Origin of the sequence: Shewanella sp. Actino-trap-3 (assembly GCF_002836275.1) — a bacterium.
GTDB classification, from domain to species: Bacteria; Pseudomonadota; Gammaproteobacteria; order Enterobacterales; family Shewanellaceae; genus Shewanella; species Shewanella psychromarinicola.
The window spans coordinates 944,808-962,005 of record NZ_PJCE01000001.1 but is presented as its reverse complement, the minus strand read 5'-3'; the positions used below and the strand labels follow the sequence as shown (position 1 = coordinate 962,005).

The 17,198-nt window shown below is 40.2% G+C and carries 14 protein-coding genes; 11 read left to right on the top strand and 3 right to left on the bottom strand.

The genetic code is table 11. The annotated features are described in order from the left end of the window. Positions 1-254: 254 nt before the first annotated feature. Positions 255-764, bottom strand: coding sequence for a peptide-methionine (S)-S-oxide reductase (locus CXF80_RS04110; RefSeq protein ID WP_101031500.1), 510 nt, complete (start codon positions 762-764; stop codon positions 255-257). A 381-nt stretch (positions 765-1,145) separates the two neighbouring features. Between CXF80_RS04110 and CXF80_RS04105 the strand changes: the two genes are divergently transcribed. After that, on the top strand, positions 1,146-3,005 hold the full coding sequence (locus CXF80_RS04105) for a TonB-dependent receptor plug domain-containing protein (RefSeq protein ID WP_101031498.1): 1,860 nt from the start codon (positions 1,146-1,148) through the stop codon (positions 3,003-3,005). A 164-nt stretch (positions 3,006-3,169) separates the two neighbouring features. Continuing rightward, positions 3,170-4,030: an EamA family transporter gene (locus tag CXF80_RS04100; protein WP_101031496.1), complete on the top strand. Its 861-nt coding sequence runs from the start codon at positions 3,170-3,172 to the stop codon at positions 4,028-4,030. 309 nt (positions 4,031-4,339) lie between these two features. Here the strand turns inward: CXF80_RS04100 and CXF80_RS04095 are convergent, their stop codons facing one another. Beyond that, positions 4,340-4,789, bottom strand: a complete 450-nt coding sequence (locus CXF80_RS04095; RefSeq protein WP_101031494.1) for an SUF system Fe-S cluster assembly regulator — start codon at positions 4,787-4,789, stop codon at positions 4,340-4,342. 463 nt (positions 4,790-5,252) lie between these two features. On the opposite strand from CXF80_RS04095, the gene sufB reads away from it, so the two are divergent. The 9 genes from sufB to CXF80_RS04050 all read left to right on the top strand — a co-directional run bounded on the left by sufB (position 5,253) and on the right by CXF80_RS04050 (position 13,464). Beyond that, the gene (gene sufB / locus CXF80_RS04090; protein WP_101031492.1) at positions 5,253-6,695 is read left to right on the top strand and encodes a Fe-S cluster assembly protein SufB; all 1,443 of its coding nucleotides are present in this window, start codon (positions 5,253-5,255) and stop codon (positions 6,693-6,695) included. Between the two features lie 79 nt (positions 6,696-6,774). Continuing rightward, the gene (gene sufC, locus CXF80_RS04085) at positions 6,775-7,548 is read left to right on the top strand and encodes a Fe-S cluster assembly ATPase SufC (protein ID WP_101031490.1); all 774 of its coding nucleotides are present in this window, start codon (positions 6,775-6,777) and stop codon (positions 7,546-7,548) included. A gap of 2 nt (positions 7,549-7,550) precedes the next feature. Then, entirely contained in the window at positions 7,551-8,891 is a 1,341-nt protein-coding gene (gene sufD / locus CXF80_RS04080; RefSeq protein ID WP_101031488.1) for a Fe-S cluster assembly protein SufD, read from the top strand. Between the two features lie 3 nt (positions 8,892-8,894). Beyond that, positions 8,895-10,142 (top strand): aminotransferase class V-fold PLP-dependent enzyme, encoded by a 1,248-nt coding sequence (locus CXF80_RS04075; protein WP_101031486.1) that lies wholly within the window; start codon positions 8,895-8,897, stop codon positions 10,140-10,142. Positions 10,143-10,175: 33 nt separating this feature from the next. Further along, complete coding sequence (locus CXF80_RS04070) at positions 10,176-10,529, top strand: HesB/IscA family protein (RefSeq protein ID WP_101031484.1); 354 nt, start codon at positions 10,176-10,178, stop codon at positions 10,527-10,529. Positions 10,530-10,568: 39 nt separating this feature from the next. Further along, on the top strand, positions 10,569-11,105 hold the full coding sequence (sufT, locus tag CXF80_RS04065) for a putative Fe-S cluster assembly protein SufT (protein WP_101031482.1): 537 nt from the start codon (positions 10,569-10,571) through the stop codon (positions 11,103-11,105). Next, positions 11,105-11,563, top strand: coding sequence for a SufE family protein (locus CXF80_RS04060; protein ID WP_101031480.1), 459 nt, complete (start codon positions 11,105-11,107; stop codon positions 11,561-11,563). Before sufT ends, CXF80_RS04060 begins: the two co-directional genes overlap by 1 nt. 454 nt (positions 11,564-12,017) lie before the next feature. Continuing rightward, positions 12,018-12,800 (top strand): ferredoxin--NADP reductase, encoded by a 783-nt coding sequence (locus CXF80_RS04055; RefSeq protein WP_101031478.1) that lies wholly within the window; start codon positions 12,018-12,020, stop codon positions 12,798-12,800. A 160-nt stretch (positions 12,801-12,960) separates the two neighbouring features. Beyond that, positions 12,961-13,464 (top strand): cytochrome c, encoded by a 504-nt coding sequence (locus CXF80_RS04050; protein WP_101031476.1) that lies wholly within the window; start codon positions 12,961-12,963, stop codon positions 13,462-13,464. A gap of 590 nt (positions 13,465-14,054) precedes the next feature. On the opposite strand, the gene CXF80_RS04045 is transcribed toward CXF80_RS04050, so the two are convergent. After that, complete coding sequence (locus CXF80_RS04045; RefSeq protein WP_101031474.1) at positions 14,055-17,192, bottom strand: efflux RND transporter permease subunit; 3,138 nt, start codon at positions 17,190-17,192, stop codon at positions 14,055-14,057. Between the last annotated feature and the right edge of the window lie 6 nt (positions 17,193-17,198).

Here is a 17,198-nt window from a genome sequence, read left to right as displayed (position 1 = left end):
CTAGAACGCTACGCGGCTAGATTCTATAAAAGCAAAGCTTAGATGCTAGGTGACGAGCGATATCAAGCGAAAGGGCGATATCAAGCGAAAGGGCGATATCAAGCGAAGGGGCGATATCAAGCGAAAGAGCGATAGCAAGCGAAAAGGCGATAGCAAGCGAAAGAACGATAGCAAGCGAAGGGGCTTAGGAGCTAGACCGCTTTATCCGTGAGCGCAGCGTTCGCTTGTTATCGTTTCTGAAGCCAATGTTCACCCTACTTGTATTTATGTAATATCTTCTTAGGAATATGACAATAATCATTTGGAAACCGAGTTAATCTTTGTTGGTGTTCTTCATCGCTTTTTACATAGTTGAGCAGCGGCAAAATTTCAACGACAATCTTATCTGCATCGTCACGGTGCCTAATATACTCAATAGCAGTCTCGAGGTGACTAGCGTGTTTACTGTATATTCCGGTGCGGTATTTTTTTCCCACATCCTCGCCTTGCTTATTGATGCTGTAAGGATCAATAATTTCAAAAAAGTAACCTATAAGCTCATTAACATTAACCGTGCTTGGGCAGAAGGTCACTTTTACACACTCTGCATAGCCATCATAATTGCTCTTGGTGGTATCGGTTAAGCCATTGGCTCGACCTGCCTGTGTTGCAAAAATGCCAGGCAAGTACTTCATAAATTCTTGCACGCCCCAAAGACAACCGCCGGCAAAATAAATTATTTCTCGCTCGTTGTAAGCAATCCTATTATCTTGTTGTATTTTCATATTAGGTCTTTATAAAAAATGAATTCAGTTTTATGAGTTATTCTATTGATTACTGTAATAGCAAGTAGAGCGTTATAGATCTGTTTGTTATGTGTTCAGTGATAAATTATTATCAGTTGAGAATAGTTATCATGTGTAATATTTTACCCGCTAAGATACACTATTGAATAACGTATCAATTAACGTATCGATTACTCGCTTTCAACTGAAACCTATCTTACGGTATTTCGTTTGCTTGTTCCAATTCGTTAACCCCATGGCTGTATAGCACGAAGATGAGCAATGACTTTTTCTGCTACTTGGTCATATGATTGGGGGCAGGGGAAGTGAAAATAAGCGTTTTTACAGATAGTTCAAACAGTGTAAATAGAGAACATTAACATGATTCGAGTTGTACAAATTGCCTTGTCCGCTTTGTTATTTAGCCTATCGCCTGTTTCATCGGCAGCCGACGATGCTAATGATGTAAGTACAGATATTGAGAAAATTACGGTTCAGGGCTCAACCACGGCTAATACTAAACCTGTAGGCACTTTTGGTTCGCCAGTTTCAAATCTAGAATATGATCCGCGCGTTGATCTACAGTCGCGCAATATGGCAGAAGCTCAAGCTGATGTGACGATTCGAGGTGGTATATTCGAAAATACTGGCTTTAGGGTCGGCAGCGCGACGTTATTGGATCCGCAAACGGGACATTACTTTGCCGAAATTCCGATTGCTCAGGAAATGTTATCTAACGCTAAGGTACTTACTGGCGCAGATAATGCGCTTTTCGGTGTTAACAGCTCGGTAGGCACCGTTTCCCGCGACTGGACAGCCATAAAAACCGCAGGTAGTGCTTCAATTGGCGCAGGTAATAACAACTTTACTCTTCAACGGGTTCACAGTGGTGTGAGTATGGCACTCGCTGACTCTACCGATTGGACTATCGGTTTTGAAGGTGAATATTCACGCTCTGAAAGTGACGGTACGATAGAGAATGGCGACCATGATTTTCAACGTGCCTCTGGTCGTATTCAGTTAGTTGGCTCATCATCACAGACAGATCTATTTTTTGGTTCTCAAGAAAAATTCTTTGGCTGGCCAAATATGTACACGCCATTTAATGTTAATGAAACCGAAGACCTCAAAACGCGACTATTATTGCTTAATCATAAACAGCATTATGCACGAGGCAGCACATTTGAAATGTCCGCTTACAATCGTCGTAACACCGATCATTATGTTTTTTCGCGTGAAAATCCTGATGTATTTCAAGCCTTTCATGAAACCGATGTTACATCAATCGCAATTTCAGGTCGCCATGCACAAACAGCATCGTTTGCCCTCAATTACTCAAGCCAGTTTATAACAGACAGTATTGAATCAACCACTCTTGAAAATAACTTTACCTCGCGTGAGTATTACAAACTCAGTGTATTACCTGAATACCGAATGTCTCTACAAGATGATCAACAGTTAACTTTTCGTCTTGGCGCTGCTTTTGATGATACTAACCGGGACGATTCACAAGCGTCACTTATTGGTGATATAACCTGGAATTCAATAAATGCTGACGATACCTCGCAAACACTTTATCTCTCTTATGCCGAAGCCAGTCAAGTGGCAGGTTATACCGCTATAGGTGGAAGTGACAGCAGTGGGTTATTTAGAAGTAACTATGATCTTGAGCGAGAAACCACTAACAATATTGAATTAGGCCTGGCATTAGACCGAGAAAGCTGGCGCCTTGATTCGGCTATTTTTTATCGACAAGATGATGATTTAGCCGATTGGACCTATAGCTTGAGTTCAACCTCTGCTCGTTCAGCAAATCCGGTCGATATAAATACGCTAGGTGTAGAGTTACTTGCGGTAAAACGTTTAAATAATGCAGAAATAATCACCAGCTATACCTTCCTTGATAAATCGGAAAATTATGGTGCTACGGATATTGATGCTAGCTTTTATGCATTGAACTACCCTGATCATCGAGTAACCTTAGGTGTTATTTGGCGACCTAGCGACATAGTGGAAGTCCGTGTTGATAACGAGTGGCGTAAACAAGAAGACAATATTCTACGAAACGGTGACGATGATGCTTTATTCACCCACCTCACGTTAAAGATTACTCCTTCGCAGTTTAACGGTCTGGATATCATGCTTGCAGCAGACAATCTTTGGGGGGAATCATTTGAAGAGGTACCTGGAACACCTGGACGAGGTGAACAATACACCATCAGTGCGGCTTACAACTGGTAACCTTGTCTCAAGTAATCTATATCGGCCCCACTTTTTGACTGGGGTAAAATCGTTACTCTGTAGCACTTGAATAATAGACAACATATAATAAATACAAATCGTGTAGATAGTTAACTATTACAAATAGCTATTGAATCAATTGACATTAAATATTAGAGATTTTAATGATTTATCTAGTTATCACTACCTTGATTTGGGCTTTTTCCTTTGGTCTTATTGGCAACACGCTCAAAGGTATTGACCCACTTCAAATAGCAGATACGCGCCTATTACTGGCGCTAATTGTTTTTCTTCCCTTTATAAAACTACGCAACACAAACGGGCAAGAAAAATGGCAGCTCATACTGCTTGGCGCACTTCAATACGGGGTAATGTACACCTGCTATCTTTCTGCTTTTCGTTTTATACCATCACATCTGGTTGCGCTATTTAGCGTTTTTACACCACTTTATATAGTTATTATCAACGATCTTAGACAGCGGTGTTTTACCCCATGGTATTTATTGGCCACTCTGCTTTCAATTTTTGGCGCCGCAATTATAAAAATGGGCGATATAGACTCAAACGAAATTTGGTTAGGATTTGGTCTTATGCAAATAGCCAATATCGCTTTTGCTTTTGGGCAAATTTATTATCGAGATTGGAAGCTAGATAGACCACATATTAGCCACAGCTCTGTATTTGGCTTTTTATTTTTAGGTGCAGCCGCTTTTACCACCATTGTTACTCTGGTGATTTCTCAGCAGCCACCCATTCCTTTAAGCGCAACACCAACACAGTGGTTCGTTTTAGTTTATATGGGAGTCATTGCATCAGGGCTTGGTTTCTTCCTTTGGAATAAAGGCGCAACCCAAACAAGCGTCGGAGTATTAGGCGTCTTTAACAATGCGGTAGTGCCACTGGCTATGTTTGCCTCCTTGTTTATTTTTGGTGAAGCTAAGGGAGGAACACCAGAAGAACTTGTCAGGCTTGCCATCGGATCACTATTGATTTTGGCGGCTCTATTGATTGCAAAACGAAAATAAATGTTTTGATGATAATTGGCTCAGTTTTGCTGATAGGGGTTTTGCACCCATCCCCTATAAATCAGCACTAAATGAAGTCAATACGTATTTACTTCATTCACTAAAAGCTGATATTTTAATGAATGTCTCAATAGCATCAGTAATGATGCCTCGTTTATGTGTAATTTAATAGGAAGGCAATACCGTTTATTCCTAATCCTGTTTGCCTATCTAATCATTTGCGAGATCAGCTAGGCACTCAGGCAGGTGATGTAACGTCCTAGCGAAGCGCTATCTATCGGCTAGCGTTGCTAGTTTTTTGGGGGGCGTTCACTCTGATATCGTTATGAGTGCTGACTTCAGACGTTTGACATCCATTGGCGCTTTTCCCATTGCATCAAGTTTTACGTTATGCAAAGCATTTGAAATTAAACGATTAACGATATTCCAATTTCCTTTCAATCCACATGTGTCTACGATTTCACAATCACCGCCATCTAACTTAACACATTCCGTTAATGCAATCGGTCCATCGATAGCTTCAATGACTTCTGCAATTGATATTTGATCGGGTTGACTACTAAGTTTATAACCACCGTGAGGCCCCCTAACAGATTCCACTAATTTGCTATGGGTAAGCGCTCGCATCAATTTACGCAAGGTCGGCAGAGGCAAAGCAGTTAACTCGCACAAGTTATCTAGAGTGATTAACTCCTCGCGACCACACATTTTGAATACCACCAACAACGCATAATCGGCCATGCGGCTAATTCTTATCATAAAAGACTCCCGCAAGAAAATAATAGTCTTAATCAGTGATAATCATAATATATAGTCTACGCCAATGATATTATTTTTTATGCCATACCTCGCTCAGTAAATTTAACGGGCCAGGAAATTCTTGTCTAACATAAAGTCAAAAAATAACCTCATTACTTCTACTCTATATATCAAACCGCTTCTCATTGTAATGCTATCAAGTAGGGTTCCTTATCTTCAAAAAAGGCATAATAAATACTAATTTGGTATTGTATTGTTACTGCGTGTCATATAAATTAATAACATTACTAATTTAGTATTCTTAATGGTGCTAGAGTCTCTTTGAATACAATCTAGAACATAAAAGTGGCTATGTGACCGCTAGCGAAAGATCCGTGCCAAATGAAGATGTTTAGTATCTGGTATCTGGTATGTGACTCGGCACTATTTACTTGGCAAACCTATAAAAAGAGAGTGGATCACTATGAGCGATAGCAGTGTTATTGATGATCGTATTAATTCCGGTTACGACGCAGGTTTTATAACCGATATTGAAATGCAAACGTTTGATCCTGGATTAGATGAAAATGTCATTAGGAAAATATCGGCCAAAAAAAATGAACCCGCATTTATGTTGGAATGGCGGTTAAATGCCTATCAACAATGGCTAAAGATGGAACGCCCAGAATGGGCGCAGGTCAATTATCCTGAAATTGACTTCGACGCTATTTCTTACTATTCAAGTCCGAAAAGTCAAGACGATGCACCAAAAAGCTTGGATGAGGTCGACCCTGAATTGTTGCGTACCTATGAAAAATTAGGTATCCCATTGCATGAGCAAGCGGCACTGGCTGGTGTTGCCGTTGATATCGTGTTTGATAGTGTGTCTATTATTACCACCTTCAAAGAAAAGCTGGCTGAATCTGGGGTTATTTTCTGTTCACTTTCAGAAGCGATTATCGAACATCCTGAATTAATTAAAAAATATTTGGGCTCTGTTGTGCCCATTAGCGATAACTTTTATTCGGCATTAAACTGTGCAGTATTTAGTGACGGCTCGTTTGTTTATATTCCAAAAGGAGTTAGATGTCCGATGGAGTTGTCGACCTATTTTCGGATCAATGAAATGAATACCGGCCAGTTTGAGCGTACCTTAATTATTGCTGATGAGGGCAGCTATGTTAGCTATCTTGAAGGCTGTACTGCCCCATCGCGAGATGAAAACCAACTTCATGGCGCCGTCGTTGAGTTAGTTGCGTTAAAAGGTGCACAAATCAAATATTCAACCGTTCAGAACTGGTATCCAGGCGATGTAAACGGTAAAGGCGGGATCTATAATTTTGTGACCAAACGGGGTGTCTGCCACACAGATGCGAAAATATCTTGGACTCAGGTAGAAACGGGTTCAGCCATTACATGGAAGTACCCCAGTGTGATATTACTGGGTGATAATAGTGTCGGTGAATTTTATTCCGTTGCCTTAACTCGTCACGCGCAACAAGCTGATACGGGAACCAAGATGATCCATCTTGGTCGTAATACTCGCAGCACCATTATCTCAAAGGGTATTTCAGCGGGCAAAGGCTCAAACTCATATCGTGGATTAGTCCATATGTCGCCCAAAGCAGATGGCGCACGTAATTTCACCCAATGTGATTCACTGTTAATTGGTGATAAATGTGCAGCTCATACATTCCCTTATATTGTCAGCAAAAATCCCAGTGCGATAGTTGAACATGAAGCAACGACTTCAAAAGTCAGTGACGATCAGTTATTTCTGTGTCAGCAACGCGGTATCGACCCTGAAAAAGCAGTATCAATGATTGTTAATGGCTTCTGTAAATCCGTTTTCAAAGAGCTGCCAATGGAGTTTGCTGTTGAAGCCGGAAAACTGTTAGAGGTTAGCCTAGAAGGCTCGGTTGGATAACGCGCTAGGTAGGTCAACCCTGACAACAGGCGTTGTATCACGTTAATAAAGACGTTACTTAAATAGATAAAGGTTACAGATGCTAAAAATTATAAATTTAAAAGCCAAAGTTGATGGCAAAGAGATCCTTAAAGGATTAAATATCGAGATTAAACCGGGTGAAGTCCATGCAATTATGGGACCTAATGGCAGCGGAAAGAGTACATTATCCAATGTCCTAGTAGGTCGTGATGGCTATGAAGTGACAGATGGAACAGCGATGCTTGAAGGCAAAGATTTATTAGCACTTAAGCCTGAAGAGCGTGCCCGCGAAGGTATTTTTCTTGCTTTTCAATATCCGGTTGAAATTCCAGGAGTCAGCAATCTCGAATTTTTAAAAACATCCCTTGAATGCCTCTATACACATCAAAACAAGCCACTGCTAAGTGCGGTTGAGTTTATGAAGCTGGCGCGTGAAAAATGCAAGCTCGTTGACCTAAGTACTGATTTTCTTAAGCGTGGAGTCAATGAAGGTTTTTCGGGTGGAGAGAAAAAACGCAATGAAATTATGCAGATGCTAATGTTAGAGCCTACGCTATGCATACTTGATGAGACCGACTCAGGCTTAGATATCGATGCACTCAAAGTGGTAGCTGATGGTATCAATACCTTACGCAGTCCCGATCGCTCCTTTATTGTGATCACTCACTACCAACGATTATTAGATTACGTTCAACCTGACTTTGTCCATGTATTGTCCGAGGGACAGATCGTTAAATCTGGCGGAAGTGAGTTGGCGTTGGAATTAGAACAAAAGGGCTACGGTTGGTTAGAGAATGGAACTGAGCAAGCCGTTAATCCAATTGAGGTTTAACAATGAATAATCAAACACAAATAGCAACGGGTGTTTCCAACATTCCAATTCACCAGAAAAATGCTTGGTTACAACCCATCCGTGCAGCGGCAAGCGAGCGCTTAACCTATCTACAAATCCCGACGCAGAAAACCGAAGATTGGAAATATCTGAAGCTTGAACAACTGTTAGCGAGTGACCCAACAGACATACACAGTACTGGGGAGTTCGATCCAAAAAGTGTCAATAACATCAGAGATACCCATGAGATCAATAACGTACTTTCACAGTCTTTGATAAGTGATTTTGATGCGTATCGGTTAGTGTTTGTTAATGGAGTATTCGTGGGTGAGTTATCGCAACATGATAGCAACCCATATAGTGTTTTATTCTCCGAGGCTAGCACAGCTCAGCAGCAAATCATTGTTGATCACCTAGACAGTAGTCATAGCCATTACCATGACTATTTTTCAAGCCTAAACAGCGAGCAACTTGAAGACGGTTTGCTTATACATATTCCTGAGCATTGCCTTGTTGATAAGCCTTTTTATATTGTAAATTTATTAATAGGCGAACAGCCAAAAACGCATATGATGCGGGTATTGATTATTGCTGAAACGGGCAGTAAAGCGACAATAATCGAGCATGAGGACACCCCTGTCACACATACAGGAATGGTTAATACTGTGATTGAATGCTTTGTTAATGACAACGCAGATATTACTCATAGCCGGATCCAACTTGATGAGAGCGTGACTAGTCTATGTAGTCAGCGCGTTAAACAAGGTCGTAATAGCCTTTATCAACAGTATCAAATTAGCCTAGCCTCTAAACTAAAGCGTAATGATCTTACCGTGGCTTTAGTAGGGGAGTATGCGAGTGCGGATATTCGAGGCAGTTTTTACGGTCGCAACCAACAAACTATTGATAACCATACTTGCATGGAACATATGGCACCAAATTGTACCAGCAACGAGATATTTCGAGGTTTAGCCGATAACGAAGCCAATGCCGTGTTCAATGGCCGTATTCATATTCATCCAGACGCTCAAAAAACGGTAGCCAAGCTAAGCAATAAAAATTTATTACTGTCAGATTTTGCAACGATTAATACTAAACCTGAATTAGAGATCTATGCTGATGATGTGAGATGTTCACATGGTGCCACGGTAGGTCAAATTGATAGTGATGCGCTGTTTTATTTACAATCTAGAGGCATTTCAAGGAGCGAAGCGAAACGACTGTTGAGCCTAGCCTTTATTGCTGAGATAGTCGATAAGGTTCCAGAAACGAGTGTACAAGCGTTTATTACACAACGTTTTTCTAGCTTATTTTTATCATTACAGTACCCCGGGGGGAAATAACCAATGTCTCCTTTATCGGCAGTTGTGGAAGATAACACCTTTGATATTGTAAAGATCCGTCAGGATTTTCCTTTATTAAATAAGAGTATTAAAGGTCGACCGTTAATTTATTTGGATAATGCCGCTACAACTCAAAAACCACAAATTGTTATTGATGCTACAAATCAATTTTATAGTAATAGCAACGCGAATGTACATCGAGGTGCCCATACCTTGAGCGATGATGCCACTGAGCTTTTCGAGAAAGCACGCAGTAGCGTACAAGGCTTTATTAATGCCAAGCACAGTCACGAAATAATTTGGACAAAAGGGACCACCGAAGCGATTAACATGATCGCAAGTGGATTAGCACAAAGTCATTTGAAGCCGGGTGATGAAATTCTTATTTCAGCAATGGAGCACCATGCCAACATTGTACCTTGGCAAATAGCGGCACTTCGAAGCGGTGCAAAACTAATGGTTGTGCCAATTAATGAGAAAGGCGAGCTAATTTTTTCAACTTTTAAAAAATTACTTAACAAAAAAACCGCCATTGTTGCCATGACCCATGTTTCCAACGCACTCGGCACGATTAATCAGGTAAAAGAAATCGTGAGGTTTGCTAAGCAAGTCGATGCGATTACTGTGATAGACGGTGCCCAAGCCGTTGCTCATTGTCCTGTCGATGTGCAGCAACTCGATTGCGATTTTTATGCCTTCTCAGGGCATAAGTTATTTGGTCCAACGGGTATAGGCGTATTGTACGGGAAAGAGGATCGTCTTGAACAACTCCCCCCATTTCAAATGGGGGGCGAGATGATTAAAACGGTTACTTTTGAACAGGCTACATGGAATGAGTTGCCCTATAAATTTGAAGCGGGCACGCCAAATATAGCGGGGGCTGTCGGACTTGCAGCGGCAATAGATTACCTTAATAGCATTGATCGAGTCGGGGCCATGTTACACGAAAAGCGATTAATGAATTATTGCTTAGCGTTAGCACAGAGTATGGATGATATTCACCTCTATGGTACGGCAGAAAATAAAACGGCTATTTTCTCTTTTCTCATGGGGGATTCGCATCCAAGTGATGTGGGGACTTTACTCAACCAACAAGGCGTAGCTGTTCGAACCGGGCATCATTGCACTATGCCATTGATGAATGAGCTGGGTATTTCAGGCACGGTACGCGCCTCATTTTCTCTCTATAACACAGAAGAAGAAGTGGCCATGTTATTTGCAGCGTTGACTAAAGTTAAAACCTTCTTATAACTAAATAATGACGATAACAAGGGTAATCTTATTATGACAGTAATGAAATTTGAACCAAATAAAACCAGTGTTACCTTGAGTGACGATGCTCGTAGTTACCTGGAGAAAGAAATCCTTAATAAAAACGCTTTTGGTCTGTGTTTTTCAGTGAAAAAAAGTGGCTGCAATGGTTTTAGATATGTGTTGGATTTTATTGACAATCCCATTACTGAAGAGGGGTTTATTGTTATCAACGATAAGCTCAAACTGTACGTCACCCAAGAAGCCTTACCTTATGTAAACGGGACTGAGATTGATTGTGTCACGGAGGGATTGAACAAAGTCATTAAGTTCAACAACCCAAAAAGTTCAGCTGAGTGCGGTTGTGGAGAAAGCTTTTCAGTTTAATGATCCATTCAAAAACATTGACGAATACTGAATAATATTATGGAAAAAAAGATAATTGTAGTGAATAGAGACTGTCCAGCACGATTAGTACCAGTCGGAACCTCTATTACAATAAAAAAAGATACTTTTGTCACTCTGACCCAATCTTTAGGAGGAGCCTATACCGTTTTGGTTAACGGCAATATGGCTCGCATCGATGGTACCGATGGCGATGCACTTGGGTTTAAACCCATCGTCTTAGAATTTGAACTCTCAGATGAAAAGTCAGGCAATCAAACGGTGCTTGAAAGTAATGTATGGAAGGCGTTATCTGCTGTTTACGATCCAGAAATACCTGTAAGCATTGTTGATTTGGGTTTGATATACCATTGTAAGATAGAAGCCAACACCGTAGTGATTACCATGACGTTAACCGCGCCAGGCTGCGGCATGGGACCGGTATTGATCGAGGATCTCAAATACAAAGTTGGGCTAGTGCCTAATGTCAATACTGTCTTAGTGGACCTTGTTCTTGACCCGCCTTGGAGTCGAGAAATGATGACGGAAGAGGCGCAATTAGAAATGGGGTTATTTTGATGAGCACACTGTCTATTATCGGTTTACCAGAAAGCCCTTTTGGTAGTGAAATCAAATCTGAAGACATCAAAGAGGCCCTACATTTTTTTGATGACTGGGAAGAACGTTACCATTATATCATCGACCTTGGTAAGGAACTTCCCAGCATGCCAGTAGCGTTTAGAACCGATGAGAATTTTATCGTCGGTTGCCAAAGTCAGGTATGGCTAGTATGCGAATACGATGAAATAAATAACATCCTTTTGATGGCTGTCGACAGTGAAGCTCAAATTGTTAAAGGATTAGCGGCTATTGTTCTTAGTGTATTTAATAAAAGAACACCTCAGGATATTACCGGTGTTGATATCGAAGCGTTCTTCACCGAAATTGATTTATTCAGTCACTTAAGTGCGCAGCGTGGTAATGGTTTACGCGCCATGGTCAAAAAGATTTTACACTTAGCCAAGAAGTATAGCTAAAGCAAATTTTAAATAACAAATAACTAGGAATGATAAATGGATATCATGTTAGTCATATTACTTAGCCCGTATTTTAAACCATATTAGGTAATAAAGCGTAAGGTCTTATATAAGGTAAAAAAAAAGCCGTGTGGGTAAGGCGTTTTTCACTATAGCCGCCAAAATCCTTGTACGCCATAGGGAAATAAACGTCAAAAAAGAAGGACTACCAACTTAGACGCTGGGTGCTTTATTGAACAGCAGTCCACAGCATTCTCTAGGGTAATACTGGATTCAAATAAGCACCATTTTGCGGTTAAATGAGATCTTTTCCCTGCCGGTGTTTTTCAACAGAGTTGTGTCATCCCCAAAGAGCTTGGTTTTACGCAGCGGCAGAGGGCCATTCGTACTTTCAATCTGCCATGTATACCTGTATCCCACAGGTAAATTAATTATTAAAATGTACAGGAAAAACATGAATAGAAAATTCAACCCCGAAAAAGTCACAGATGTCGTTCATTGGAACGATACATTATTTTCTTTCAAGACAACGCGTAGTCAAGGCCTTCGATTTAGAAATGGGGAATATGTCATCATTGGCTTAGCGCAGAAAGAGGCTAAACCAATCCTGCGAGCCTATAGTCTTGCTAGCGCAAACCATGAAGATTACTTAGAGTTTTTCAGTATTAAAGTCGAGGGGGGTGCTTTTACATCAAAATTACAACATTTAGCTATTGGAGATGAAGTTATTATTGGTAGTAAGCCAACAGGAACACTGGTTATTGATGATTTAAAAGACGGTAGAAATTTACTCTTGATTGGTACTGGTACAGGGCTAGCCCCGTTTTTAAGTATTATTAAAGATCCTGAAACCTATGAACGTTTTGAAAAAATTATTTTGTTCCATGGCGTAAGGTATACCAATGAATTGGCATACCATGACATATTAACAACAGATCTTCCTAATCATGAATATCTTGGTGAGATGATAACTGAACAACTCATCTACTATCCGTGTGTCACTCGTGAACCCTATAAAAATCAAGGACGAATTACTGATTTAATTAATTCGGGGAAATTATATACAGATATTGGGATAGCCGAACTCGACCCTGAATTTGATCGAATAATGTTGTGCGGTAGTCCTTCCATGTTAGAAGACACTTGTACCATGCTTGATGAAAAAGGCTTTAAGGAAAGTCCTAAAAAGGGAGTGCAAGGAGACTACGTTGTTGAGAGAGCTTTTGTTGAAAAATAGCCGTTTTGAAGCCAATAGAACTAAATAGCTCAATTACACTCATTCGGCGAAAAACCCCGAGACCCGAGCGAAACGAAAGTCGCGAGGGATTTAGGGGATCTAATTTAGCCACCCAGCCTGTTATTAAGGTGTCTATAAATCAACTTAAACAGAGACTTATATGAAAACTTTTATTAGCATCGCACTCTTGGCTATCCTATTACCAACAATGAGTTATGCAGAAGATGTACATAAGCATGAAGAACACGAAAAGGCTTCTGGTGTGGAGGCGCTTTCTCCTGATTTGCGCAAACTATTATCTGAAGAAATGAAAGCATTACAGGGTGGAATGATGTCTATCATCCCTGCATACATTTCTGGAAACTGGAGCGAAATAGAAACTACGGCACAGAAAATAAAGAATAGTTATATATTGAAACAAAGCCTAACAGAAAGCCAAGTAAAAGAACTACATTCAGTATTGCCACCTGAATTTATTGAAAAAGATCAGCGGTTTCATTATTTAGCAGGAATGCTTGAACATGCCGCACAAAGTAAAAAGCCAGAACTAATAAATTTTTATTTTTCTGAAATGAATGAGTCGTGCGCTAGTTGTCATGCCGTATTTGCAACGCATAAATTTCCAGCCTTGAAACCAGAGGGAAAAGATAGGCATGCACACTAATATGTATAACTAATAGGATTTAATTTAGCCACCTATGATTGTTCCGTTGAATTGCTCGTAGAGAAAATTATACAAGGTGATCGCAACTCAAATAGAAAGGGGTTATGTTGTTACTTCAAAAAATGGGTGGCATGTATTTGCTATGGGATAGATATTGAAACCTGTCATCAATATGGCGGTGTGGTTAAGATCATTAAGCATTGAAGATCCAGCAGTGATAACAAAGATACTAAGTCATCTGAATAAAAAAATGACGAAATTGTCAAAATCATTCTTACGGTAAGTAGAGCACCTCCTCAGGCAAGTCTATTTGAATAAACATAAGTTAATCATAAACAAAAGCAATATTCAGAGCTGGTTTGCCCAACAGTGGGCCGCAGTTGCCCTTTACCTCACATTTTATGAAACCGGTGAGTACATGGGAGAAATGTCTGACTTTCGTAGCTTCATTAAGATGAAAGTTAAGTAAATACAAAACAAATATGAAGAAAAAGTTGAAATTATCAACTAAAGTATATTTTAGATCTAATGAAAAATGACGTTTATTCTACTTATCCTCCGCATTCAGCCTCTCAGCTTTTATCGCACTTTTATTTATCATCTTCTATCAGTGCAGTTTTATCTTTTGGCGCTTTAAATGATTCACGCATCTTTTGCATCATCGCGTAGAAGATAGGTACCAGTATGGTTGCGAGTATTACTGATGCAACCATGCCCCCTAATACAGCATAACCTAATGATTTTCGGCTTTCAGCACCTGCGCCTGTTGCAAGAACAAGTGGTACAACACCTAATACAAAAGATAGCCCAGTCATCAGTACAGCACGGAAACGCAAACGACCCGCTTCAACAGCGGCTTCCAGCGTTGGCTTGCCACCTTCTTGTAATTCTTTAGCAAACTCTACTATCAAGATAGCACTCTTACTGGCGAGACCAATTAATAACACTAAACCGATTTGAGCATACAAATTCAGCTCATAACCCATAATGTTAAGGTAAATAAAAGCACCTAACATAGCGAGGGGAACAGAAAGCATTACCGCTAATGGAATGGTCCAACTCTCATATTGTGCGACTAGGAATAGATACGTAAATAAAAAAGCTAAAGCAAAAATATATGGCGCTAAATTTCCCGCTTGTAGCTCTTGGAACGTTTGTCCAGTCCATTCATAACTGTAACCAGAGGGTAATGTATTCACAGCACGTTCGACTGCCGCTATCGCTTCACCGGTACTGTATCCTGGTGTGGGGAAAATATTGATATCTGTTGAGCTAAATAAATTGTACTGTTTAACGGATTCGGGTCCAAGAATCGGTGTTATTTCAACTAGCGTGCTGAGTGGCACCATCTCATTGTTTTTTGTGCGCACATAGTAGCTATTAATATCTGTTTCACTGTCTCTGAACTCATTATCCGCTTGCACCATGACACTAAACACTTTACCAAAGCGATTAAAATCATTCACGTAATAGCCACCCAGTTGGGTTTGTAAGGTATTAAAGATAACGCTCAATTCGATGCCTAAATCTTTTGCCTTTTTACGGTTAATATCCAGATACATCTGAGGCACATTAGATCGAAAGTTACTAAATGAAAAGGCAACTTCAGGTAAACTATTGAGATTTAATATAAAGGATCCCATCACTTGTGATAATTGTTCTGGAGTTCTTCCTTGCGTATCTTGCAATACAAATGAAAGTCCACTGGTAGCACCTAAACCAGGGACAGAGGGCAGGGCAAAGGCCATTACTTTTGCAGAAGGTAATGTATTAAATTTCCCTTGTAAGCGTGCGATGATTTGATTCTGATGCATGCTTTTATCACTACGTTCATCCCAATCTTCAAGGGTAATAATGAGCAAACCACCATTAGATGCAACTGAGCCCGTTAAAATACTAAAACCACTCACATGAATAACATCAGCTACACCTGGCTCATCGCTCGCAATCGTCACTAATTCATCTATAACATCTTCTGTACGGTTAAGTGAAGCACCATCAGGTAGCTGAATATCTACCATAAATGATTTTTTATCTTCGATGGGGATAAAGCCTGAAGGTGTATTACCGGCAAGTACGAATAATGCACCCATTAGTATCACAAAGCCGATGCCGACGAGTAATAATCGACGTACTAATAGACTGACTATCGCAGTATAACGTTCGGTTAATTTATTAAAGAACTTGTTAAACTGAAAATGAAAGCCTTTTGTATGTTTTTTGGGTTTGCGTAATAATGTTGCCGCTAATGCAGGGCTTAAGGTCAATGCATTGACTGACGAGATAAGCACTGAAATACAGATAGTAATAGAGAATTGAGCATACATTTGCCCTGTAATACCTGGCATTACGGCTGTTGGGGCAAAAACAGCTAATAATACTAATGTTGTCGCAATGATGGGCCCAGTCACCTCTTTCATTGCTTTTTCAGTGGCATCTATGGGGGATAATCCTTCATCTTCCATTAAGCGCGTTACATTTTCTATCACTACGATTGCATCATCTACCACAATACCAATTGCGAGCACCAGAGCGAACAGTGAGATGGTATTAATACTCATGCCAATGGCAAGCATAAAGGCAAAGGTACCGATCAATGAAACTGGAATTGCAATCGCGGGAATAAGAGTTGAACGTACATCTTGCAAAAACAGGAATACAATTAAAATAACAAGCGCAACTGCAACTAATAATGTTTCAATCACTTCACCAATAGAAGCGCTAACGGCTTCGGTCGTATCATAAGCGATGACACTTTCAATATCCGTTGGGAAGCTAACCGATAAACGTTCGAGATCTTTTTTGATTGATTCTGCTACCTCTAACGCGTTTGCCCCCGGAGATTGATATACGGCAATAATGGCCGAGGGTTTATTATTAAACTTACCTTCAGCATCGTAGCTACTTGAGCCTAATTCTATGCGAGCAACTGCATTTAAATAAACTTTCGAACCGTCAGGATTCGCACGGATCATAATCTCTGAAAATTCTTCAGCAGTTTGGAAGCGACCTTTAGTTTGCAAAGTATATTGAAAACTTTGATCTTTAGAGGAGGGGGACGCACCAACACGACCTGCTGCGACTTGAATATTTTGTTCTCGTATAGATGCAATCACATCTTCTGTGGTGACATTTAAGGTAGACATTTTATTCGGATCAAGCCAGATACGCATTGCATAATCCATCGCACCAATAATTTGTACTTCTGATACGCCTGGCTGACGGGCTAAAGAATCTTTAATATTGATATTGGCATAATTGCTTAAAAACAGAGAGTCGAAGGTTTCATTAGGTGAGTTTAAATTCACTACTAATAACATATTCGGTGATTTTTTCTTTACAGACACACCTGATTGTTGCACTTCTGCAGGCAGTTTTGCCATCACTGAGGTAACACGGTTTTGCACGTTGACCTGAGCCATATCAGCATCAGTTCCTACAGCAAAGGTAATACTAAGTGAATAACTACCATCATTTGCACTACTTGAAGACATGTATAACATATCCTCTACACCGTTTACTGATGACTCGATTGCTTGAGCAACGGTAGATTTTACTGTTTCAGCACTTGCGCCCCGGTAACTTGTCGTAACACTCACCTGTGGAGGTGCAATTTCAGGGAATTCGGCGACAGATAAAATGGGAATAGATAATAAACCTGCAAGCGTTAATACAATTGAAATAACAAAAGCAAATTTAGGTCGATGAATAAAGAATGTACTAATCATATTGGT

Coding starts and splice junctions, on each gene's coding strand:
- CXF80_RS04095 (WP_101031494.1), bottom strand. CDS start 4,789: ATGATAAGAATTAGCCGCATGGCCGATTATGCGTTGTTGGTGGTATTC.
- sufD (WP_101031488.1), top strand. CDS start 7,551: ATGAATAATCAAACACAAATAGCAACGGGTGTTTCCAACATTCCAATT.
- CXF80_RS04060 (WP_101031480.1), top strand. CDS start 11,105: ATGAGCACACTGTCTATTATCGGTTTACCAGAAAGCCCTTTTGGTAGT.
- sufT (WP_101031482.1), top strand. CDS start 10,569: ATGGAAAAAAAGATAATTGTAGTGAATAGAGACTGTCCAGCACGATTA.
- CXF80_RS04100 (WP_101031496.1), top strand. CDS start 3,170: ATGATTTATCTAGTTATCACTACCTTGATTTGGGCTTTTTCCTTTGGT.
- CXF80_RS04070 (WP_101031484.1), top strand. CDS start 10,176: ATGACAGTAATGAAATTTGAACCAAATAAAACCAGTGTTACCTTGAGT.
- sufB (WP_101031492.1), top strand. CDS start 5,253: ATGAGCGATAGCAGTGTTATTGATGATCGTATTAATTCCGGTTACGAC.
- CXF80_RS04075 (WP_101031486.1), top strand. CDS start 8,895: ATGTCTCCTTTATCGGCAGTTGTGGAAGATAACACCTTTGATATTGTA.
- CXF80_RS04045 (WP_101031474.1), bottom strand. CDS start 17,192: ATGATTAGTACATTCTTTATTCATCGACCTAAATTTGCTTTTGTTATT.
- CXF80_RS04055 (WP_101031478.1), top strand. CDS start 12,018: ATGAATAGAAAATTCAACCCCGAAAAAGTCACAGATGTCGTTCATTGG.
- sufC (WP_101031490.1), top strand. CDS start 6,775: ATGCTAAAAATTATAAATTTAAAAGCCAAAGTTGATGGCAAAGAGATC.
- CXF80_RS04050 (WP_101031476.1), top strand. CDS start 12,961: ATGAAAACTTTTATTAGCATCGCACTCTTGGCTATCCTATTACCAACA.
- CXF80_RS04105 (WP_101031498.1), top strand. CDS start 1,146: ATGATTCGAGTTGTACAAATTGCCTTGTCCGCTTTGTTATTTAGCCTA.
- CXF80_RS04110 (WP_101031500.1), bottom strand. CDS start 764: ATGAAAATACAACAAGATAATAGGATTGCTTACAACGAGCGAGAAATA.